A 14,656-nucleotide genomic window follows, 5' to 3' on the forward strand; every position below is an offset into this window, starting at 1 on the left:
TGGTTTTTCGTTCGGTTAACCCTGTGAAGCACTTCAATTGCCGCTCGATCTGATTCCAGGGAACACCCTTTTGCTCGACTCCTTCGCTCGCACTCGTTTTGCCTTGCGTCCGTTGGCACTGGCCCTTCCGGTCGCGCTGCTGAGTCTTGCCCCGACCTTCGCCCACGCCGGAACAACCGGCACCAGTGAACAGTCCACCCGCCAGAAGCGTTATTACACGGTCGCTGCCGGCTCGTTGGTCAGCGCACTCAACCGTTTCGCCGAACAGGCGGGGATATTCCTCGCCGGCCGCAACGATCTGGCGAGTGATAAATACAGCCCGGGGCTTGAAGGCGAATTCACCGTGCAACAGGGCTTGCAGCGACTGTTGCAAGGCAGTGGCTTGCAAGCCCAGCCGCAGGGCGACCGCGGCTATGTCCTGCAGGTTGCCCCCGCAGCGGATGGGCCGCTGGAACTGGGCACCACCAACGTTTCCGGCCAGGCGCTCGGCGCCATCACCGAAGACAGCCACGCCTACACCCTCGGATCGACCTCTTCAGCTACCGGGCTGTCGCTGTCCTTGCGTGAAACCCCGCAGTCGGTGTCGGTCATCACCCGCCAGCAACTGGACGACCAGGGCTCCACCAGCATCGCCGACGCCCTGCGCCGCGTACCCGGCGTCAGTGTGCAGAACTACGACAGCGAGCGTTGGGAGTTTTCCAGCCGTGGCCTGCCGATCACCAACTTCCAGTACGACGGTGTCAACACCGACTACGACGGCGTTTACGATTACGGCACCACCAGCACCGACATGGCGACCTTCGATCGCGTCGAGATCATCAAGGGCGCCACCGGGCTGATGACCGGTTCAGGGGACCCATCGGCCACCGTCAACCTGATCCGCAAGCGCCCGACCAAAGCATTCAAGGCCTCGATCACCGGCGCCGTCGGCTCCTGGGACAACTATCGCAGCACTGGCGACATTGCTGGCCCACTGACGGAGAGCGGCAACGTGCGCGGGCGTTTCGTCGGGGCATATCAAGACCGCAGCGCGTACCTGGACAACTACCGCAACACCCGCGACATCGCCTACGGCATCCTCGAAGCCGACCTGACGCCGGGCACTCTCGTGACCGTCGGTATCGACCAGCAAAATACCCGCTCCCGTGGCGCCAGCTGGACCGGTTTCCCGATGTACAACAGCGACGGTTCGCGCACCCGTTTTTCCCGTTCGTTCAACCCGGCTACCGACTGGAGCCGGCGCGATTTCACCAACCAGACGATCTTCGCCTCGGTGGAACAGCAACTGGTGAATGACTGGAAGCTGAAGGTCAGCTACGACCGCAAACATCGCCAGCACGACACCTTCCTCGCCTCGGCCAGCGGCGGCAATCCGGACCCGCTCACCGGCAACGGCATGTTCATGTACATGGGCCGGTTCAAGGGCGACCAGTTGCAGGACAACCTCGACGTCAATTTCACCGGCCCGTTCAACCTGCTGGGTCGCGAGCATGAGCTGATCGCCGGTTTCATGTCGATGCACACCCGCCAGGACATCCCGGTGCACGGTTCGGTCTACCCGCCCCTCGACGGCAGCATCTTCGACTGGCGCGGCGAGTTCGCGAAACCGGACATTGCCAGGGTCGGCGACAACGACATCGACCAGCGTCAGACCGGTGCCTACCTGGCCACCCGGCTCAAGCCAACCGACGACCTGGCGGTGATCCTCGGCGCCCGGGTCAGCCGCTTCACTGCCAGCGATGAGCTGGACTACAGCGACCCGACCACCAAGGATGTGCACGACAGCTATCGCCAGACCGGCGTGGTCACCCCATATGCCGGGCTGGTCTACGACCTCGACGATACCTGGTCGGTGTACACCAGCTACACCAGCATTTATCAGCCGCAGATGAGCAAGGATGCCGAGCGCAAACTGCTCGACCCGGTGGAAGGCGACAGCTACGAGGCCGGGCTCAAGGCCGAATTCCTTGACGGGCGCCTGAATGCCAGCTTCGCGGTGTTCCGCATCGAGCAAGACAACGTTGCCGAGTACGTCAGCGGTGTCGACACCGAATCGGTGTACCGCCCGGTGCAAGGCGCTACGACCAAGGGCTTTGAAGTCGAAGTGGCGGGTGAAGTGATGGAGGGCTGGAATCTGTCGGCCGGCTACAGCTACAACCACACCCGCGACGCCAAGGGCGATTACGTCTACGGCTCGATCCTGCAAACCACCGCGCCGGAACAAGTGGTTCGGGTGTTCAGTACCTACCGGCTGTCAGGGGCACTGGAAAAACTCACCGTCGGCGGCGGCGTGAACTGGCAAAGCGAGTTCTTCGGCAATGTGTTCCAGCCCAACCCCAACGACCCGGTCAACTTCGGCCAGTCTTCGACAATCACCCAGCAAAGCTATGCCCTGGTGGACGTCATGGCGCGTTACCGCTTCAACGATCACCTGAGCACCACGCTGAACGTGAAGAACCTCTTCGACCAGACCTATTACACCGGGCTCGGTAACTTTGGAACCGGGTTCTACGGCGAGCCTCGCAACGTGCAACTGACCACCCGCTGGGATTTCTGATCGGTAACTTGTCGATCTGCGGTACTTCCGGGCCCCTCCCGGCTGACTACGCTGAAAGTTCAGCACGAGTGAACCGTGGAGAGGATTACCGCCATGCAACGCGTTCAGAAGCTCACGCCCTGCCTGTGGTTCGACGATCAGGCGGAGGAAGCCGCGAAGTTTTACTGCTCGGTGTTCGATCATTCAAAAATCACCGCCACGACCTACTATGGCCACGCCGGTTTCGATTTGCATGGCCGCCCTGAAGGCTCGGTCATGACGGTCAGCTTCGAGCTCGACGGACAGAGTTTCACCGGCCTCAACGGTGGCCCAATGTTCAAGTTCAGCGAGGCAATCTCGTTTCAGGTCAACTGCCAGACCCAGGAGGAAGTCGATCACTTCTGGGGCGCCCTCAGCGCGGGGGGCGTCCCTCAGGCCCAGCAATGCGGCTGGCTCAAGGACAAATTCGGCCTGTCGTGGCAAATCGTGCCAATCGCCCTGATGAACATGATGAAAGACCCCGACACGGCAAAATCACAGCGCGCCATGGAGGCGATGCTGCAAATGAAAAAACTCGATATCGCTGCACTGCAACGAGCCTTTGACGGCGAGAGCTAATACACTCCGGTGCTGACCTGCCGAGGACACCGACGATGAAGCCCACCGCTGGCAAAGACGCTGACAAGGCCCCCCGCTTCTGGCGCGACGATGCCCTGCCCTTCATTGAAGCCCGCTCCATCGCCGATGGGCGCGAGGTCTGTTACACCCGGCATGCCCATGAGCACTTTTCCATCGGCGCGATTACCGCCGGGCGCAGTACCTATATCCATGAACAATCGGAGTTTGAGGTCAGCGCCGGCACCGTGGTGCTGATGAATCCCGGTGACGTCCACGCCTGTAATCCAATCAATGACCAGCCGTGGTCGTACTTGATGTTGTACGTCGATACGCCGTGGCTCACCGACTTGCAGCATCAGCTCGGGTTCGGCAGCGACTTGGCGTTTCGGCGGTTTTCCATCACTCATACGTCTGACGCCAGCCTGTTTGCCGGCCTGAAGGCGTTGTTCGAAACACTGGTCGACAGCGAGCAGGACGTGCTGAGCAAACACAGCGCGGCGGTCGAGTTTTTTACCGACGTGCAGCAACGCCTCAACCCCGGCGATCAACCGCTGCGCGAGCCCAATTTCAAACTGGAGCGCGCGGCTGACTACATCCGCGACAACTGCACGCAAATGCTCAAGCTCGAAGACATTTGCGACGCTGCGCAACTGTCGCCGTCCTACCTGATCCGCGCCTTCAAACAGCATTACGGCATGACGCCCCACGCGTTTCTGGTCAACCGACGCATCCAGTTTGCCCAGGATCGACTGCGCAGCGGCAAGCTGATCGCCGACGTGGCGCTGGAAGCCGGGTTTGCCGATCAGGCGCATTTTCAGCGGGCGTTCAAACAGCATCTGGCGGCGACACCGGGGCAGTATCGCGGCTGAATGATCGATCAGGGCAGCAACAGGTAAATCGCACTCATCGCCAGCAACAGCGCCATGATCCGGTTGAACACGCGCATCCCCGCCGGGTTGTTCAGATAGCCGCGCAGAAAAGTCCCGGCGTACGCCCAGCAACCGACGGACAGGTAACAGATCACCAGATACACCGCGGCAAACTGCCAGACCAGCCGCGCCTCGCCATCGGCGACAAACGCGCCCATGCCGGCCACGCAGGCCAGCCAGGCTTTCGGGTTGAGCCACTGCATGACCGCGCCGTACACCATCGACGGCGCCCGCCCCGACTCCTTCGCGTCGAGTTGCCCGTTGTCCGCCGCCAGTTTCCACGCCATGAACAACAGAAACGCCACGCCGGCCAGTTGCACCACCCGCGTCAGCGCCGGCCATGCCTGCAACACTTCATGCAGCCCCAACCCCATCAACACCAGCAGCAACACAAAACCCAGCGTTGCGCCGGCCACGTGGCGCTGACTGGCGCGAAAACCGAACTGCGCGCCGGAACTCAACGCCACAATGTTGACCGGCCCCGGCGTAATCGAGGCCACCAGGGCAAACGCCGCCATCGAAATAATCAGACTCATTGCATACCTTCTTCAATTCAGTTGAACCAGGCCTCACGGTAAGACGCGGGCTGGTCCGCGTATTGAAGAAAACTGCCCAACCGTTCTAGGAATAAGCGCCCACCACCCGCTTCACCTTGATCAACGCTGCCCGAAGAGAATCCATGTCCACCGACCCCAGCGCCAATCGGATCGCATGGGGCACGTTGGCAGCGACGGAAAAGGGTTCGGCGGTGGAAACAGCCACGTGCTCTTGTATCAATTCCACGGCGATCTGGTCCGCCCTGGCGTCCTCCGCCAGAGGCAGCCACAAAAAGTAGGAAGAAGGATGAGTGATGCACGGCAGCCCTTTCAGAAGCTCCGCAGCCAGGGCTTGCCGGGCCTGTGCGTCCGCGCGCTTTTGCGCCTCGAGTTTGCTGACGGTTCCATCGTCGAGCCATGCGCAGGCAATCGCGGTCATCACGCCAGGCGTATTCCAGGTGGTCGCCCGGATCACGCGTTCCAGTGCCGGGACCTTTTCAGCCGGCGCAGCAACGAAGCCGACACGCAAGCCGGTGGCGACGTTCTTCGAAAACCCTGAAACGTAGACCGTCCTTTCCGGCGCCAATTGGAACACTGGTGGTGGCGGGTCAGTAGCGAGAAACGCGTAGGCGGCGTCCTCGATGATCAGCAGGTCGTGGGCGCGCGCTATCGATACGAGCTGGTTCCGCCACGCCGCGTCCATCACCCAGCCCAGCGGGTTGTGCAGGGTCGGCATGGTGTAGACGGCCCGCACCGAACGACGCCGACAGAGTGTGTCGAGTGCATCGAGATCGGGTCCGGTCTCGGTGACGGGAATGGGCACGATTTCAAGGTGCAACGCTTGCGCCAGCACTTTGAAACCCGAGTAGGTCAACGCGTCTGCCGCGATCACATCGCCCGGTTTCAGCAGCGCCATCATCGTCACCGCCAAACCATGCTGGGCACCGCTGACGATCAATACCTGCCCGGCCTCTACGCTCAGCCCTCGCGTGCGCAAATGGCTGGCGACCGACGCGCGCTCATGCAGGCGCCCGCCATGCGGCTGGTAGCGCAGATGGGATTCCAGATCGCCGGACAACGCGAGCTGACGCAAGGCGTTGCGCAACAGATCGGCCTGGCCGGGCAATGAGGGGTAGTTGAAATTCAGGTCCATCACGCCCGCGGCCACTTCGGGTTGATCAACGCCATGGCCGGGCGGCAACGACGTTTCCCGAACGAACGTGCCCCGCCCGGTTTCCCCACTCACCAGCCCCATCGCCTCAAGCTCTGCATACACCCGGCTGGCCGTGACCAGGGCCAGCCCTTCTGACTCGGCCAACTGGCGGTGCGTGGGCAAGCGAGTGCCCGGCGGCAAACGTCCGCAACGGATATCAGTGGCAAAGGAATCAACCAGCGACTTGTATCGGGAGCGCGGCATCTCGAGATGTATCCATGACAATTTTTTGATTGTCTTTATAGTCAGCCATACGATGCGCTCAAGGCAACCCGCCGCGAAAACAATCATCGAGTGTGACCTCAATGGAACGCGTATCGAACCTGCATATCGAGCCCCGGGAAAAGACCACCAGCGGGTGGATCAACGGGTTGATCGGCGTAGTGATCTTCAGCGGCTCGCTGCCGGCCACGCGAGTGGCAGTGCTGGAATTCGACCCGGTTTTCCTGACCGTCGCCCGTGCAACCATCGCCGGCGTACTGGCGCTATGCATGCTGTGGCTGTTCAAGGAAAAGCGCCCTGCAAAGAGCCAACTGCTGCCGCTGTTCATCGTGGCCATGGGCGTGGTGGTCGGCTTTCCACTGTTGACGGCGCTGGCGTTGCAATACGTGACGTCGGCGCACTCCATCGTCTTCGTCGGCTTGCTGCCGCTCGCGACCGCCGTGTTCGGCGTGATCCGCGGTGGTGAGCGGCCGCGGCCGGTATTCTGGTTTTTCTCGGTGCTGGGCAGCCTGCTGGTGGTGGGATTTGCTGCCTCACAAGGCCTGACCGCCTCACCTGAAGGCGACATCCTGATGCTGCTGGCCATCCTCGCGTGCGGTCTGGGTTATGCCGAAGGGGCGAAACTGTCCAGAACACTGGGCGGCTGGCAGGTGATTTGCTGGGCGCTGGTGCTGTCGCTGCCGGTGATGGCGCTGTTGACCTGGTGGCTCGCCCCCGCATCGTTCTCCGGGATCAGCACACCGGCCTGGTTCAGCCTGGGTTACGTGTCGCTGTTCAGCATGCTGATCGGCTTCGTTTTCTGGTATCGCGGGCTGGCTCAGGGCGGGATTGCCGCGGTCGGACAGCTTCAACTCTTGCAGCCGTTTTTTGGCCTGGCGCTGGCGGCGACCTTGCTTCACGAGCAGGTCAGCATCGGCATGCTGGCGGTGACCGTGGCGGTGATTCTATGTGTGGCGGGGGCGAAGAAGTTCGCGAAGTAAGCGATTGTACGGGACGTGCCGTTCGCCACTGTATGGGTTGGGCCGCACGGCACCTGTGATAAAAATATCGCTCTCGCTTCTGGAGCCGATCATGGACCTCGCCACCTTGTCCCTTTTTCTCCCGGCCTGCTTCGCCCTGAACATGGCACCGGGTCCGAACAACCTGCTGTCGGTCAGCAATTCGACGCGTTACGGTTACCGCACCGCGTGTGTGGCCGGGATCGGTCGACTGCTGGCATTCGCCGGGATGATCGCCCTCGCCTCGGCGGGTCTGGCGGTGGTGTTGCAAACGTCGGAATTGTTGTTCTACGGGATCAAGATTGTCGGCGCGGCGTACCTGTTCTACCTCGCTTGGCAATTGTGGCGCGCGGATCCGGGGGCTGAAAACGTTGTGACTGGCGCGCCGGCGGGGATGCTGACATTGGCGCGACAGGAGTTCCTGGTGGCAGCCGGCAACCCGAAGGCGATCCTGATTTTCACTGCATTCCTACCGCAGTTTGTCGACCCGAACCAGGCCGTGACGCCGCAATTCGCAGTGCTGGGTGCGCTGTTCCTGATCCTGGAATGGATCGCCATCGGCGCCTACGCCTACATGGGCCTGCACATGCGTCGCTGGTTTGCGAAACCTCGGGGCAAGCAGATTTTCAATCGCTGCTGTGCGGGGTTGTTGTCGGCGGCGGCTTCGGTGTTGCTGATGGCACGCCGTGGTTGAAGTGTTTCACGCCTGCTGATTTGTCTGCTCCAGGCCGACAGCGAACACTCGAAAAACGGATTCATTCATTTCAGGTCCATCGCGCATCCAGGCATTCAAGCTCCCGGTAACGTCCTTCGTCACGGCTTCAAACCGAGCACTTCCAAAGCCGAACAAGGACTGCGAGTCTGACCTCCCGTCCCGAATAGCCATGACACCCCTCGCGTTACATCAGCACACTGACTAGAATGCTCACTTCAAAATATTTCAGAATTGATCCGACCTATGGTCATAGCGCCAGCCCCCACCGAGTCTAGCCTGTCGGCGGGTGATTTAACGGCAACTTGGCCGCCAACAGCGCAATTCCGGAACTTTGTCAATGCCAGGTTAACCAGCTGCATTATCGTTTTGACGGGCTCTCGCTTTGAGTCGATGGAACCAGGCCGAACTGAAAAGGTCAGTTGCTGAGGCCCTCGCTCAAGGTGCCCCCCCTTACTAACACGGAAGTAATCAAGGTAATAAACATGATTTTTAATAAAAATAGCGCAACAATTGCACTTGCAGCGCTTACCGCTATTTGTCTGATACAAGAACACGGTTTTGTTTTTTATCTGGGTGTCGCCGGTATTTGCTCACTCATCATCCTGGCGGCGTTTTCGCCCTGGCTGGGAATGCTCGCGTTATTCCCCCTGCTGTTCTCTCTGCCCCCGGCACCTGCCACCATCGGAATCACCGAACTTTCGTTCGCCCTGCTAATGGGCGTCATCTTTGTGGGAGTACTGGTAAAACTTTCACGATCCGCGAACAAGGCGGCACTCAAGTATTTCGGCCTGGCATTACTTATCGGATTGTTTGTATTGGCAGTCAACCTGTTCGTCGCGGTAAAAAACGGCGTGCCGTTGGTCGACTGGGTGCGCGGCGCAATTCCGTTTCTCTTCATTTATAACTTTTTGTCTGTCGCGATACTCGTAGGCAACGATGAGAGCAGGATACGTTGGCTCGGCGGGTCCATTGCCACACTCATATTCCTGTTCTCCGGTTATATTATTTTTTACTATTTTTACTACGACATCTGGCTGCCCTACTGGCTTGTGATGGTAGACGACAAGGTCGTCAGAATGTCCGAAACTGCTGCCCTGCAATATTCCGACGCCCTTGGCCCGATGCGCGACAGGGTGACAATGGTGGTGGCGCAGGCAACGGATGCCTTGTTGCCCGTCGGGGTCGTGTTGGGCGTCGTCCTGGCGACCCTGGCTCGCCGCAAAAGTGTCGTCGCAATCGGTTTTTTGATGGCCTTGACCTGCCTGTTCGCCGTACTGATCACCTTCACCCGAAGCATGTTGATGAGTTCGCTGCTCATCGCATTTGTGTTTACCGCTTTTATATTCATGTTCCGCAAGGAAATGCGGCTTAAAGTCGTGAAAATTGGAGCAGCGTTAGGCGTAGCTGGCGTGGTCTTCATCTTCGCCACTGGCATGCAAGACATATGGATTGGGCGAATGAACCAACTGACAGAAATAAAAACTGGCAACCTGAAGGAGTTCTACAGTAAAGACCCTGTCTTGAAAGAAAAACTGGACTTTAACGTTTCGTCCAGGCTGGTAGAGTACAAAATTGCCTGGAACATGTTTGTCAGCCATCCCGTATTAGGCAACGGCCTGGGTATCAAGCACGAAATGCAGTGGGAGACCGTTGAGAATGAGCGGCAAACCAAATGGGTTGCTTATGTGCACAACTGGGTTTTTTATATTTTGATGGTCGGCGGCATCGCTGGCTTCCTTGTTTATTCGGTCGTCCTGATCGGGCCGCTGTTTTTCAGGTTGTCCTGGGTCAAGTCTGAGTCGACGCACTGGACCATTATCCGTGCGGCCGTACTGACCATGACTGTCTATGGTGCTTTCTTCGCTGTCTTCCGGCTCATCACCTTCAATCTTTTGATTTCCGTTATCTGGGGACTCATATTTGCCCAGATACTTGCCGATCGCCGCAAAAGCCAGTCCTCTATCAAGGAAGAGGTGGCTTTGTAAAAAAGCGGTCAGGTCACCGTTTTTCGAGTCCACGGCATTGAAAACCGCGACGCCCTTAATCCTGGGCGTCGCCGGGCCGCGATAGTAGTGTCTCCCCCCTCGCCTCGCTCCTCCTCCGCTTACCACCTGCCCAGGGTTTTGATGCCTGCTCCGCAGCTTCAGATGCTGGCGCTTGATACAGGGAAAGCGGAGTACCCATTTCAGGAACTTTCCTACATTCAGCAACTGAGTGTGTCGGTATCTTCTTCTGCCCGCGCCCTGATTCCCGGGCTCCCAAGAATGCCTGAAAGGACACCTCATGATTTATTCAGCGTGCCGGATAACAGAGACGCCTGCCCAGTCGTTGGTCAATGTCCGATTCATAAGCACAGGGCTGACAGCACGTATGAATGTGCAATTCAATTGTGCTGACCGGCTGAATTAATCGCATCGACTGGCTCGTTGCAAGTTGAATCATGGACAGGAGCGACTTGGTCATATCCAACCGCTTCAAGCCATCCTAAAGACGCTCTCCTGAGGGAGAGTGACTCATGGTATTGAACACTATGATCCGCATTAAAAATAGCGCTGCAATCATTATTGCAGCGCTGACTGCTATTGGCCTGACACAAGAAAACGACACTATTCTTTTTATGGCTACTGCCGGCATGGCCTCCGCTATCATCATAGCGGTTTTTTCGCCATGGCTAGGAATGCTGACACTATTCCCGCTGGCACTTGCGTTACCTCCGGCCCCCGCCACAGTTGGCTTACAAGAATTTTCATTTGCAGTTCTTTTGGTTGTCATTACGACAGGCACTTTTATTGAGTGCCTGCGCTCCCCCGCCGCTCGCCCTCACTTAAAACTTTGGGGACTTACAATACTGGCAGTCTCGACTGCAATAACGATAAATCTGACAGTTGCGCTGAACAACAACATCCCGCTCAGGGACTGGACCAGAGGAATTATTCCTTTTCTTTTCATGTTGAATTTTTTACCTGTCGCGGTATTGATAGGCAAGGACGGCAACCGGATTCGCTGGATTGGAATTTCAATCGCAACGTCAATATTCATGCTCGCGGGTTTTATTATTTTTTATTATTTTCACAACGACTTATGGCGGCCTTATTGGCTTCTTTCGGTCGATGACCAGGCGCTCAGAATCCCGGAAGCCGTTGCAAGTGAATACGCCGATGCCATTGGCCCCATGCGCGACAGAATAACCATGTCGATCGCACAGGCCACGGACGCCCTCCTGCCTGTCGGGCTCGTCATCGGTGTAACCCTGGCCTCATTGGCGCAGCCAAAGGCCGCAGCGACGACAGGTTTGCTGATGGCCCTGTCCTGCATGATCGCAATACTTATCACGTTTACCAGAAGCATGTTACTGAGCTCGTTACTGGCGATGTTTATATTCCTGGTTTACCTCATCGTTTACCGCAAAGAGGTGCTGCCGAAATTTATTACAACCCTCACGGCGCTCGGCGCGGCGGGCTTGATATTCATTTACTCTACGGGCATTCAGGATATCTGGATTGGCCGAATGAGCCAATTGATCGCCCTGCCAACCTCAGCACTCAACATCACGCCTGTTGACACTATTGTCTCGCCCGATGCACTTATTTCGACAACAGCACTTTCCACCCTCGAACAAAACATATCGACAGAGACAACACCGAACGACACCAGCACATTTGAAGCACCGCCCGCACCCGACAACTATCGCCCCATTCAACCGGAAGTATTTTCAGACAATAAAACAACAAAAGACTTCAATATCTCTGCACGCATGGATGAATATAAAATCGCCTGGAAAATGTTTGTGCCTCACCCGATAATGGGCAATGGATTGGGAGTCAAACACGAAATGCGCTGGGAGACCTCTGACAACGTTTCGGAAGCCAAACAAGTGGCCTACGTGCACAACTGGCCATTTTATATGTTGATGGTCGGGGGATTAAGCGGCTTGTTAGTGTATTCGGCCTTACTTTTTGGCCCTGTCATTTTCAGACTGTCATCGATCAGATCAGAGCCCATTCACTGGACACTCATACGTATGGCTATCCTGACCATGGCGATATACGGAGCTTTTTTTGCAGTGTTCAGGCTCATCACGTTCAATCTTTTATTAGCGGTCATATGGGGAATCATCGTTACCCAGGTGCTAACCGACCGTCAGAAGAACAAATCCGAAATCGATAACACGTAGAGCCCGACTGCTCACTGGAATTCCCTGTCGATTTTCCGGTGGAGGTGCCGAGCGCCGCGTCTTATGCTCATGCCATGAACTTACAAGACACTTTGCTCCCTCCCCACGCCGAGATGGTCCGCGCCATGCTCGAACGCGACACCGCGTACGAGGGAGTGTTTTTTACCGCGGTCAAAACCACCGGGATCTTTTGCCGCCCCAGCTGCACGGCGCGCAAGCCAAAACCGGAGAATGTCGAGTTCTTTGCCCATGCGGATGAGTGCCTGTCCGCCGGTTATCGAGCCTGCCTGCGATGCAAACCGCTGGACGCTGCCGCCATTGCCCCGGACTGGGTGCAAAGGCTGCTCAAGTCGGTGGACGCCGACCCCGAACGGCGCTGGACCGATGTGCAACTGCTGGCCGAGGGCATTGAGCCGCTGAAACTGCGCCGCTGGTTCAAACAGCATTTCGGCATGACCTTTCATGCATGGTTGCGTACCCGGCGCCTCGGCATGGCGCTGGGCGGGATCAGACAAGGCGATTCCATTGACAGCGCGGCGTTCGATTCGGGATACGAATCGCTGAGTGGATTTCGCGATGCGTTTCAAAAATCCTTTCACATCACGCCCGGCCGCGCGGCCCACAGCGAACCACTGTTGTTCACACGCCTGACCACCCCGCTGGGGCCGATGATCGCCATGGCCGAACGGCGTGGGCTGGTGCTGCTGGAGTTTCTGGATCGGCCGGCGCTGACCCGCGAAGTCGAGGCGTTGCAGAACCGTTATGGCTACGCGGTGGCGCCCGGTCACAACGCCCACCTTCAGCAAATCGAAGACGAGCTGGCGCACTATTTCGCCGGCAAACTGACCGAATTCAAGGTGCCCCTGCACTTGCCCGGTAGCGAATTCTCGCGGCAAGTCTGGGCCGAACTGGCGAAAATCCCTTACGGACAGACCAGCACCTACGGCACCATCGCCGCGCGGCTGGGCAAGCCCGGCGCCAGTCGCGCCGTGGGCCTGGCCAACGGGCACAACCGCCTTTCGATTGTCTTGCCCTGCCACCGGGTGATCGGTGCAGATGGCTCGCTGACGGGCTATGGTGGAGGACAACCGCGCAAGGCGTTTCTGCTCAGGCTGGAAAAAGCGGCGGTGCAGATCACCCATCAACTCGCATTCTGATCAATCGGTGTTTTCATAAGGAAGGAAATCGATGGATACGCTCGACCACTCATTCCACAGGCTGCATCAGGACGGCCTGCTGATTCTCACCAACGTTGCCGATGCCGCCGGGGCCCGCATCGTTGAACAACTGGGCTGCAAAGCCGTAGCCACCAGCAGCGCCGCCGTCGCCTGGGCGCACGGTTACGCAGACGGCAACACCCTGCCGCTCGAACGCCTGGTATCGAGCGTCGAGGCCATTGCCCGCGTGATTTCGCTGCCGTTGACCGTGGACATCGAAGCCGGCTATTCCGATGACGTGGCACGGGTCGCCGAAGTGGTTGAGGCGGTGCTCGCCGCTGGCGCTGTCGGAATCAACATCGAGGACGGTGCTTCGCCGCCCGAGCTGCTGGCGCACAAGATTTCCATCGCACGCCAGGTTGCGGAGCGTCGTCAGGTGAAGTTGTTCATCAACGCCCGCACCGACGTGTACCTCAAGGCCTTGGTGCCGGCCGAAGACCGCGTAGCGGAAACACTCAAACGCGCCGCGCTGTATCAAGCGGCCGGGGCGGACGGACTGTTCGCGGCAGGTGTTTCGGCGGAGTACGAGATTGCCGCGCTGTGCCGTGGCACCACGCTGCCGGTGAACGTACTCGCGTTGCCGGGGTTACCCGCCCCAGAGACGTTGAAAGCGCTGGGTGTGCGGCGTTTGAGCGCGGGTTCCGCAATCGCCGAGTTTCTGTACGGCGCCATGGCCGGACTGGCCAAGGGGTTTCTGGAGACCGGCAAACTCGACAGCAGCCAGCTCAAGGCCTTCACGTACGGGGAAGTGAACGCCCTGCTGAAATCCGGCGGAAACACTTGATCCTCATGCCCGATCCCTATCAGCCCGCGACCCGTTTTCTGGCGTCCATTGACGACGATTGGGCGCGCCATATCGCGACCATCGGCCCTTGCCTGCATCAGCCTCATGCGGCTCGCGACCCGTATGAGTCGCTGGTGCGGGCAATTGCCTATCAGCAACTGCACGCCAGGGCCGGTGATGCGATTGTCGGGCGGCTGCTGGCGTTGTTTCCTTCGGCCTCGTTTCCGCGGCCCGAACAGATTCTGGGGAGCGGGTTTGATCAACTGCGCAGTTGCGGCTTTTCCGCCGGCAAAATCGCGACCATTCAGGGCATCGCTCAAGCAGCGCTGGACGGCGTGGTGCCGGACTATGCAACGGCGCTGGCCATGGACGATGAGGCGTTGATCGAGCAGTTGATTACCCTGCGCGGCGTTGGGCGCTGGACCGTGGAGATGCTGCTGATCTACAGCCTGGAGCGCCCGGACATCCTGCCGGCGGATGACTTTGGGGTGCGTGAGGGCTATCGGCGGTTGAAGGGCCTGGAGGTGCAGCCGACGCGCAAACAGATGGTCGAGATCGGCTTGAAGTGGAGCCCTTACCGGACGGTAGCGTCCTGGTATTTGTGGCGGGTGCCAGCCAAATAGTCCGCATTATCGTTCTTTGCCGCCAAGCCGGCCTCGCTCCTACAGGGATTTTGTGAACGCTGGAGATCCCCTGTGGGAGCGAGCCTGCTCG

At 58.7% G+C, this 14,656-nt stretch carries 12 protein-coding genes; 10 read left to right on the forward strand and 2 right to left on the reverse strand.

Annotation, left to right across the window (positions count from 1 at the left end):
* Window positions 1–70: 70 nt before the first annotated feature.
* The 3 genes from KGB27_RS12450 (at window position 71) to KGB27_RS12460 (ending at window position 4,023) form a co-directional block, all read left to right on the forward strand.
* Window positions 71–2,557, forward strand: coding sequence for a TonB-dependent siderophore receptor (locus KGB27_RS12450; RefSeq protein WP_223554676.1), 2,487 nt, complete (start codon window positions 71–73; stop codon window positions 2,555–2,557).
* A gap of 93 nt (window positions 2,558–2,650) precedes the next feature.
* Complete coding sequence (locus tag KGB27_RS12455; protein WP_008038228.1) at window positions 2,651–3,154, forward strand: VOC family protein; 504 nt, start codon at window positions 2,651–2,653, stop codon at window positions 3,152–3,154.
* A 35-nt stretch (window positions 3,155–3,189) separates the two neighbouring features.
* Window positions 3,190–4,023: an AraC family transcriptional regulator gene (locus KGB27_RS12460; RefSeq protein ID WP_207285666.1), complete on the forward strand. Its 834-nt coding sequence runs from the start codon at window positions 3,190–3,192 to the stop codon at window positions 4,021–4,023.
* Between the two features lie 8 nt (window positions 4,024–4,031).
* Here KGB27_RS12460 and KGB27_RS12465 read toward each other — a convergent pair whose 3' ends face one another.
* On the reverse strand, window positions 4,032–4,619 hold the full coding sequence (locus KGB27_RS12465; RefSeq protein ID WP_192227376.1) for a LysE family translocator: 588 nt from the start codon (window positions 4,617–4,619) through the stop codon (window positions 4,032–4,034).
* Between the two features lie 85 nt (window positions 4,620–4,704).
* Entirely contained in the window at window positions 4,705–6,036 is a 1,332-nt protein-coding gene (locus KGB27_RS12470; RefSeq protein ID WP_223554678.1) for a PLP-dependent aminotransferase family protein, read from the reverse strand.
* A gap of 101 nt (window positions 6,037–6,137) precedes the next feature.
* Here KGB27_RS12470 and KGB27_RS12475 point away from each other — a divergent pair, with 101 nt between their 5' ends.
* The 7 genes from KGB27_RS12475 (at window position 6,138) to KGB27_RS12505 (ending at window position 14,565) form a co-directional block, all read left to right on the forward strand.
* On the forward strand, window positions 6,138–7,034 hold the full coding sequence (locus KGB27_RS12475; protein WP_008038222.1) for a DMT family transporter: 897 nt from the start codon (window positions 6,138–6,140) through the stop codon (window positions 7,032–7,034).
* Window positions 7,035–7,125: 91 nt separating this feature from the next.
* Complete coding sequence (locus KGB27_RS12480; protein WP_192227379.1) at window positions 7,126–7,746, forward strand: LysE family translocator; 621 nt, start codon at window positions 7,126–7,128, stop codon at window positions 7,744–7,746.
* Between the two features lie 503 nt (window positions 7,747–8,249).
* Window positions 8,250–9,752, forward strand: coding sequence for an O-antigen ligase family protein (locus tag KGB27_RS12485; RefSeq protein ID WP_223554680.1), 1,503 nt, complete (start codon window positions 8,250–8,252; stop codon window positions 9,750–9,752).
* Between the two features lie 530 nt (window positions 9,753–10,282).
* On the forward strand, window positions 10,283–11,941 hold the full coding sequence (locus tag KGB27_RS12490) for an O-antigen ligase family protein (protein ID WP_223554682.1): 1,659 nt from the start codon (window positions 10,283–10,285) through the stop codon (window positions 11,939–11,941).
* Between the two features lie 74 nt (window positions 11,942–12,015).
* Window positions 12,016–13,098 (forward strand): bifunctional transcriptional activator/DNA repair enzyme AdaA, encoded by a 1,083-nt coding sequence (locus KGB27_RS12495; RefSeq protein ID WP_192227382.1) that lies wholly within the window; start codon window positions 12,016–12,018, stop codon window positions 13,096–13,098.
* Between the two features lie 31 nt (window positions 13,099–13,129).
* Entirely contained in the window at window positions 13,130–13,942 is an 813-nt protein-coding gene (locus tag KGB27_RS12500; protein ID WP_223554685.1) for an isocitrate lyase/phosphoenolpyruvate mutase family protein, read from the forward strand.
* A gap of 5 nt (window positions 13,943–13,947) precedes the next feature.
* A complete protein-coding gene (locus KGB27_RS12505) occupies window positions 13,948–14,565 on the forward strand; it encodes a DNA-3-methyladenine glycosylase family protein (RefSeq protein ID WP_223554687.1) in 618 nt (205 codons plus the stop codon).
* Window positions 14,566–14,656 lie beyond the last annotated feature (91 nt).

The sequence above is a fragment of the Pseudomonas sp. BF-R-01 genome (assembly GCF_019946615.1).
In the GTDB taxonomy this organism is placed as follows: Bacteria; Pseudomonadota; Gammaproteobacteria; order Pseudomonadales; family Pseudomonadaceae; genus Aquipseudomonas; species Aquipseudomonas migulae.

Excerpts from the sequence above, each read along its gene's own strand:
- KGB27_RS12490 (WP_223554682.1), top strand. The coding sequence starts at position 10,283 with ATGGTATTGAACACTATGATCCGCATTAAAAATAGCGCTGCAATCATT.
- KGB27_RS12500 (WP_223554685.1), top strand. The coding sequence starts at position 13,130 with ATGGATACGCTCGACCACTCATTCCACAGGCTGCATCAGGACGGCCTG.
- KGB27_RS12505 (WP_223554687.1), top strand. The coding sequence starts at position 13,948 with ATGCCCGATCCCTATCAGCCCGCGACCCGTTTTCTGGCGTCCATTGAC.
- KGB27_RS12455 (WP_008038228.1), top strand. The coding sequence starts at position 2,651 with ATGCAACGCGTTCAGAAGCTCACGCCCTGCCTGTGGTTCGACGATCAG.
- KGB27_RS12470 (WP_223554678.1), bottom strand. The coding sequence starts at position 6,036 with ATGCCGCGCTCCCGATACAAGTCGCTGGTTGATTCCTTTGCCACTGAT.
- KGB27_RS12475 (WP_008038222.1), top strand. The coding sequence starts at position 6,138 with ATGGAACGCGTATCGAACCTGCATATCGAGCCCCGGGAAAAGACCACC.
- KGB27_RS12495 (WP_192227382.1), top strand. The coding sequence starts at position 12,016 with ATGAACTTACAAGACACTTTGCTCCCTCCCCACGCCGAGATGGTCCGC.
- KGB27_RS12480 (WP_192227379.1), top strand. The coding sequence starts at position 7,126 with ATGGACCTCGCCACCTTGTCCCTTTTTCTCCCGGCCTGCTTCGCCCTG.
- KGB27_RS12465 (WP_192227376.1), bottom strand. The coding sequence starts at position 4,619 with ATGAGTCTGATTATTTCGATGGCGGCGTTTGCCCTGGTGGCCTCGATT.
- KGB27_RS12485 (WP_223554680.1), top strand. The coding sequence starts at position 8,250 with ATGATTTTTAATAAAAATAGCGCAACAATTGCACTTGCAGCGCTTACC.
- KGB27_RS12460 (WP_207285666.1), top strand. The coding sequence starts at position 3,190 with ATGAAGCCCACCGCTGGCAAAGACGCTGACAAGGCCCCCCGCTTCTGG.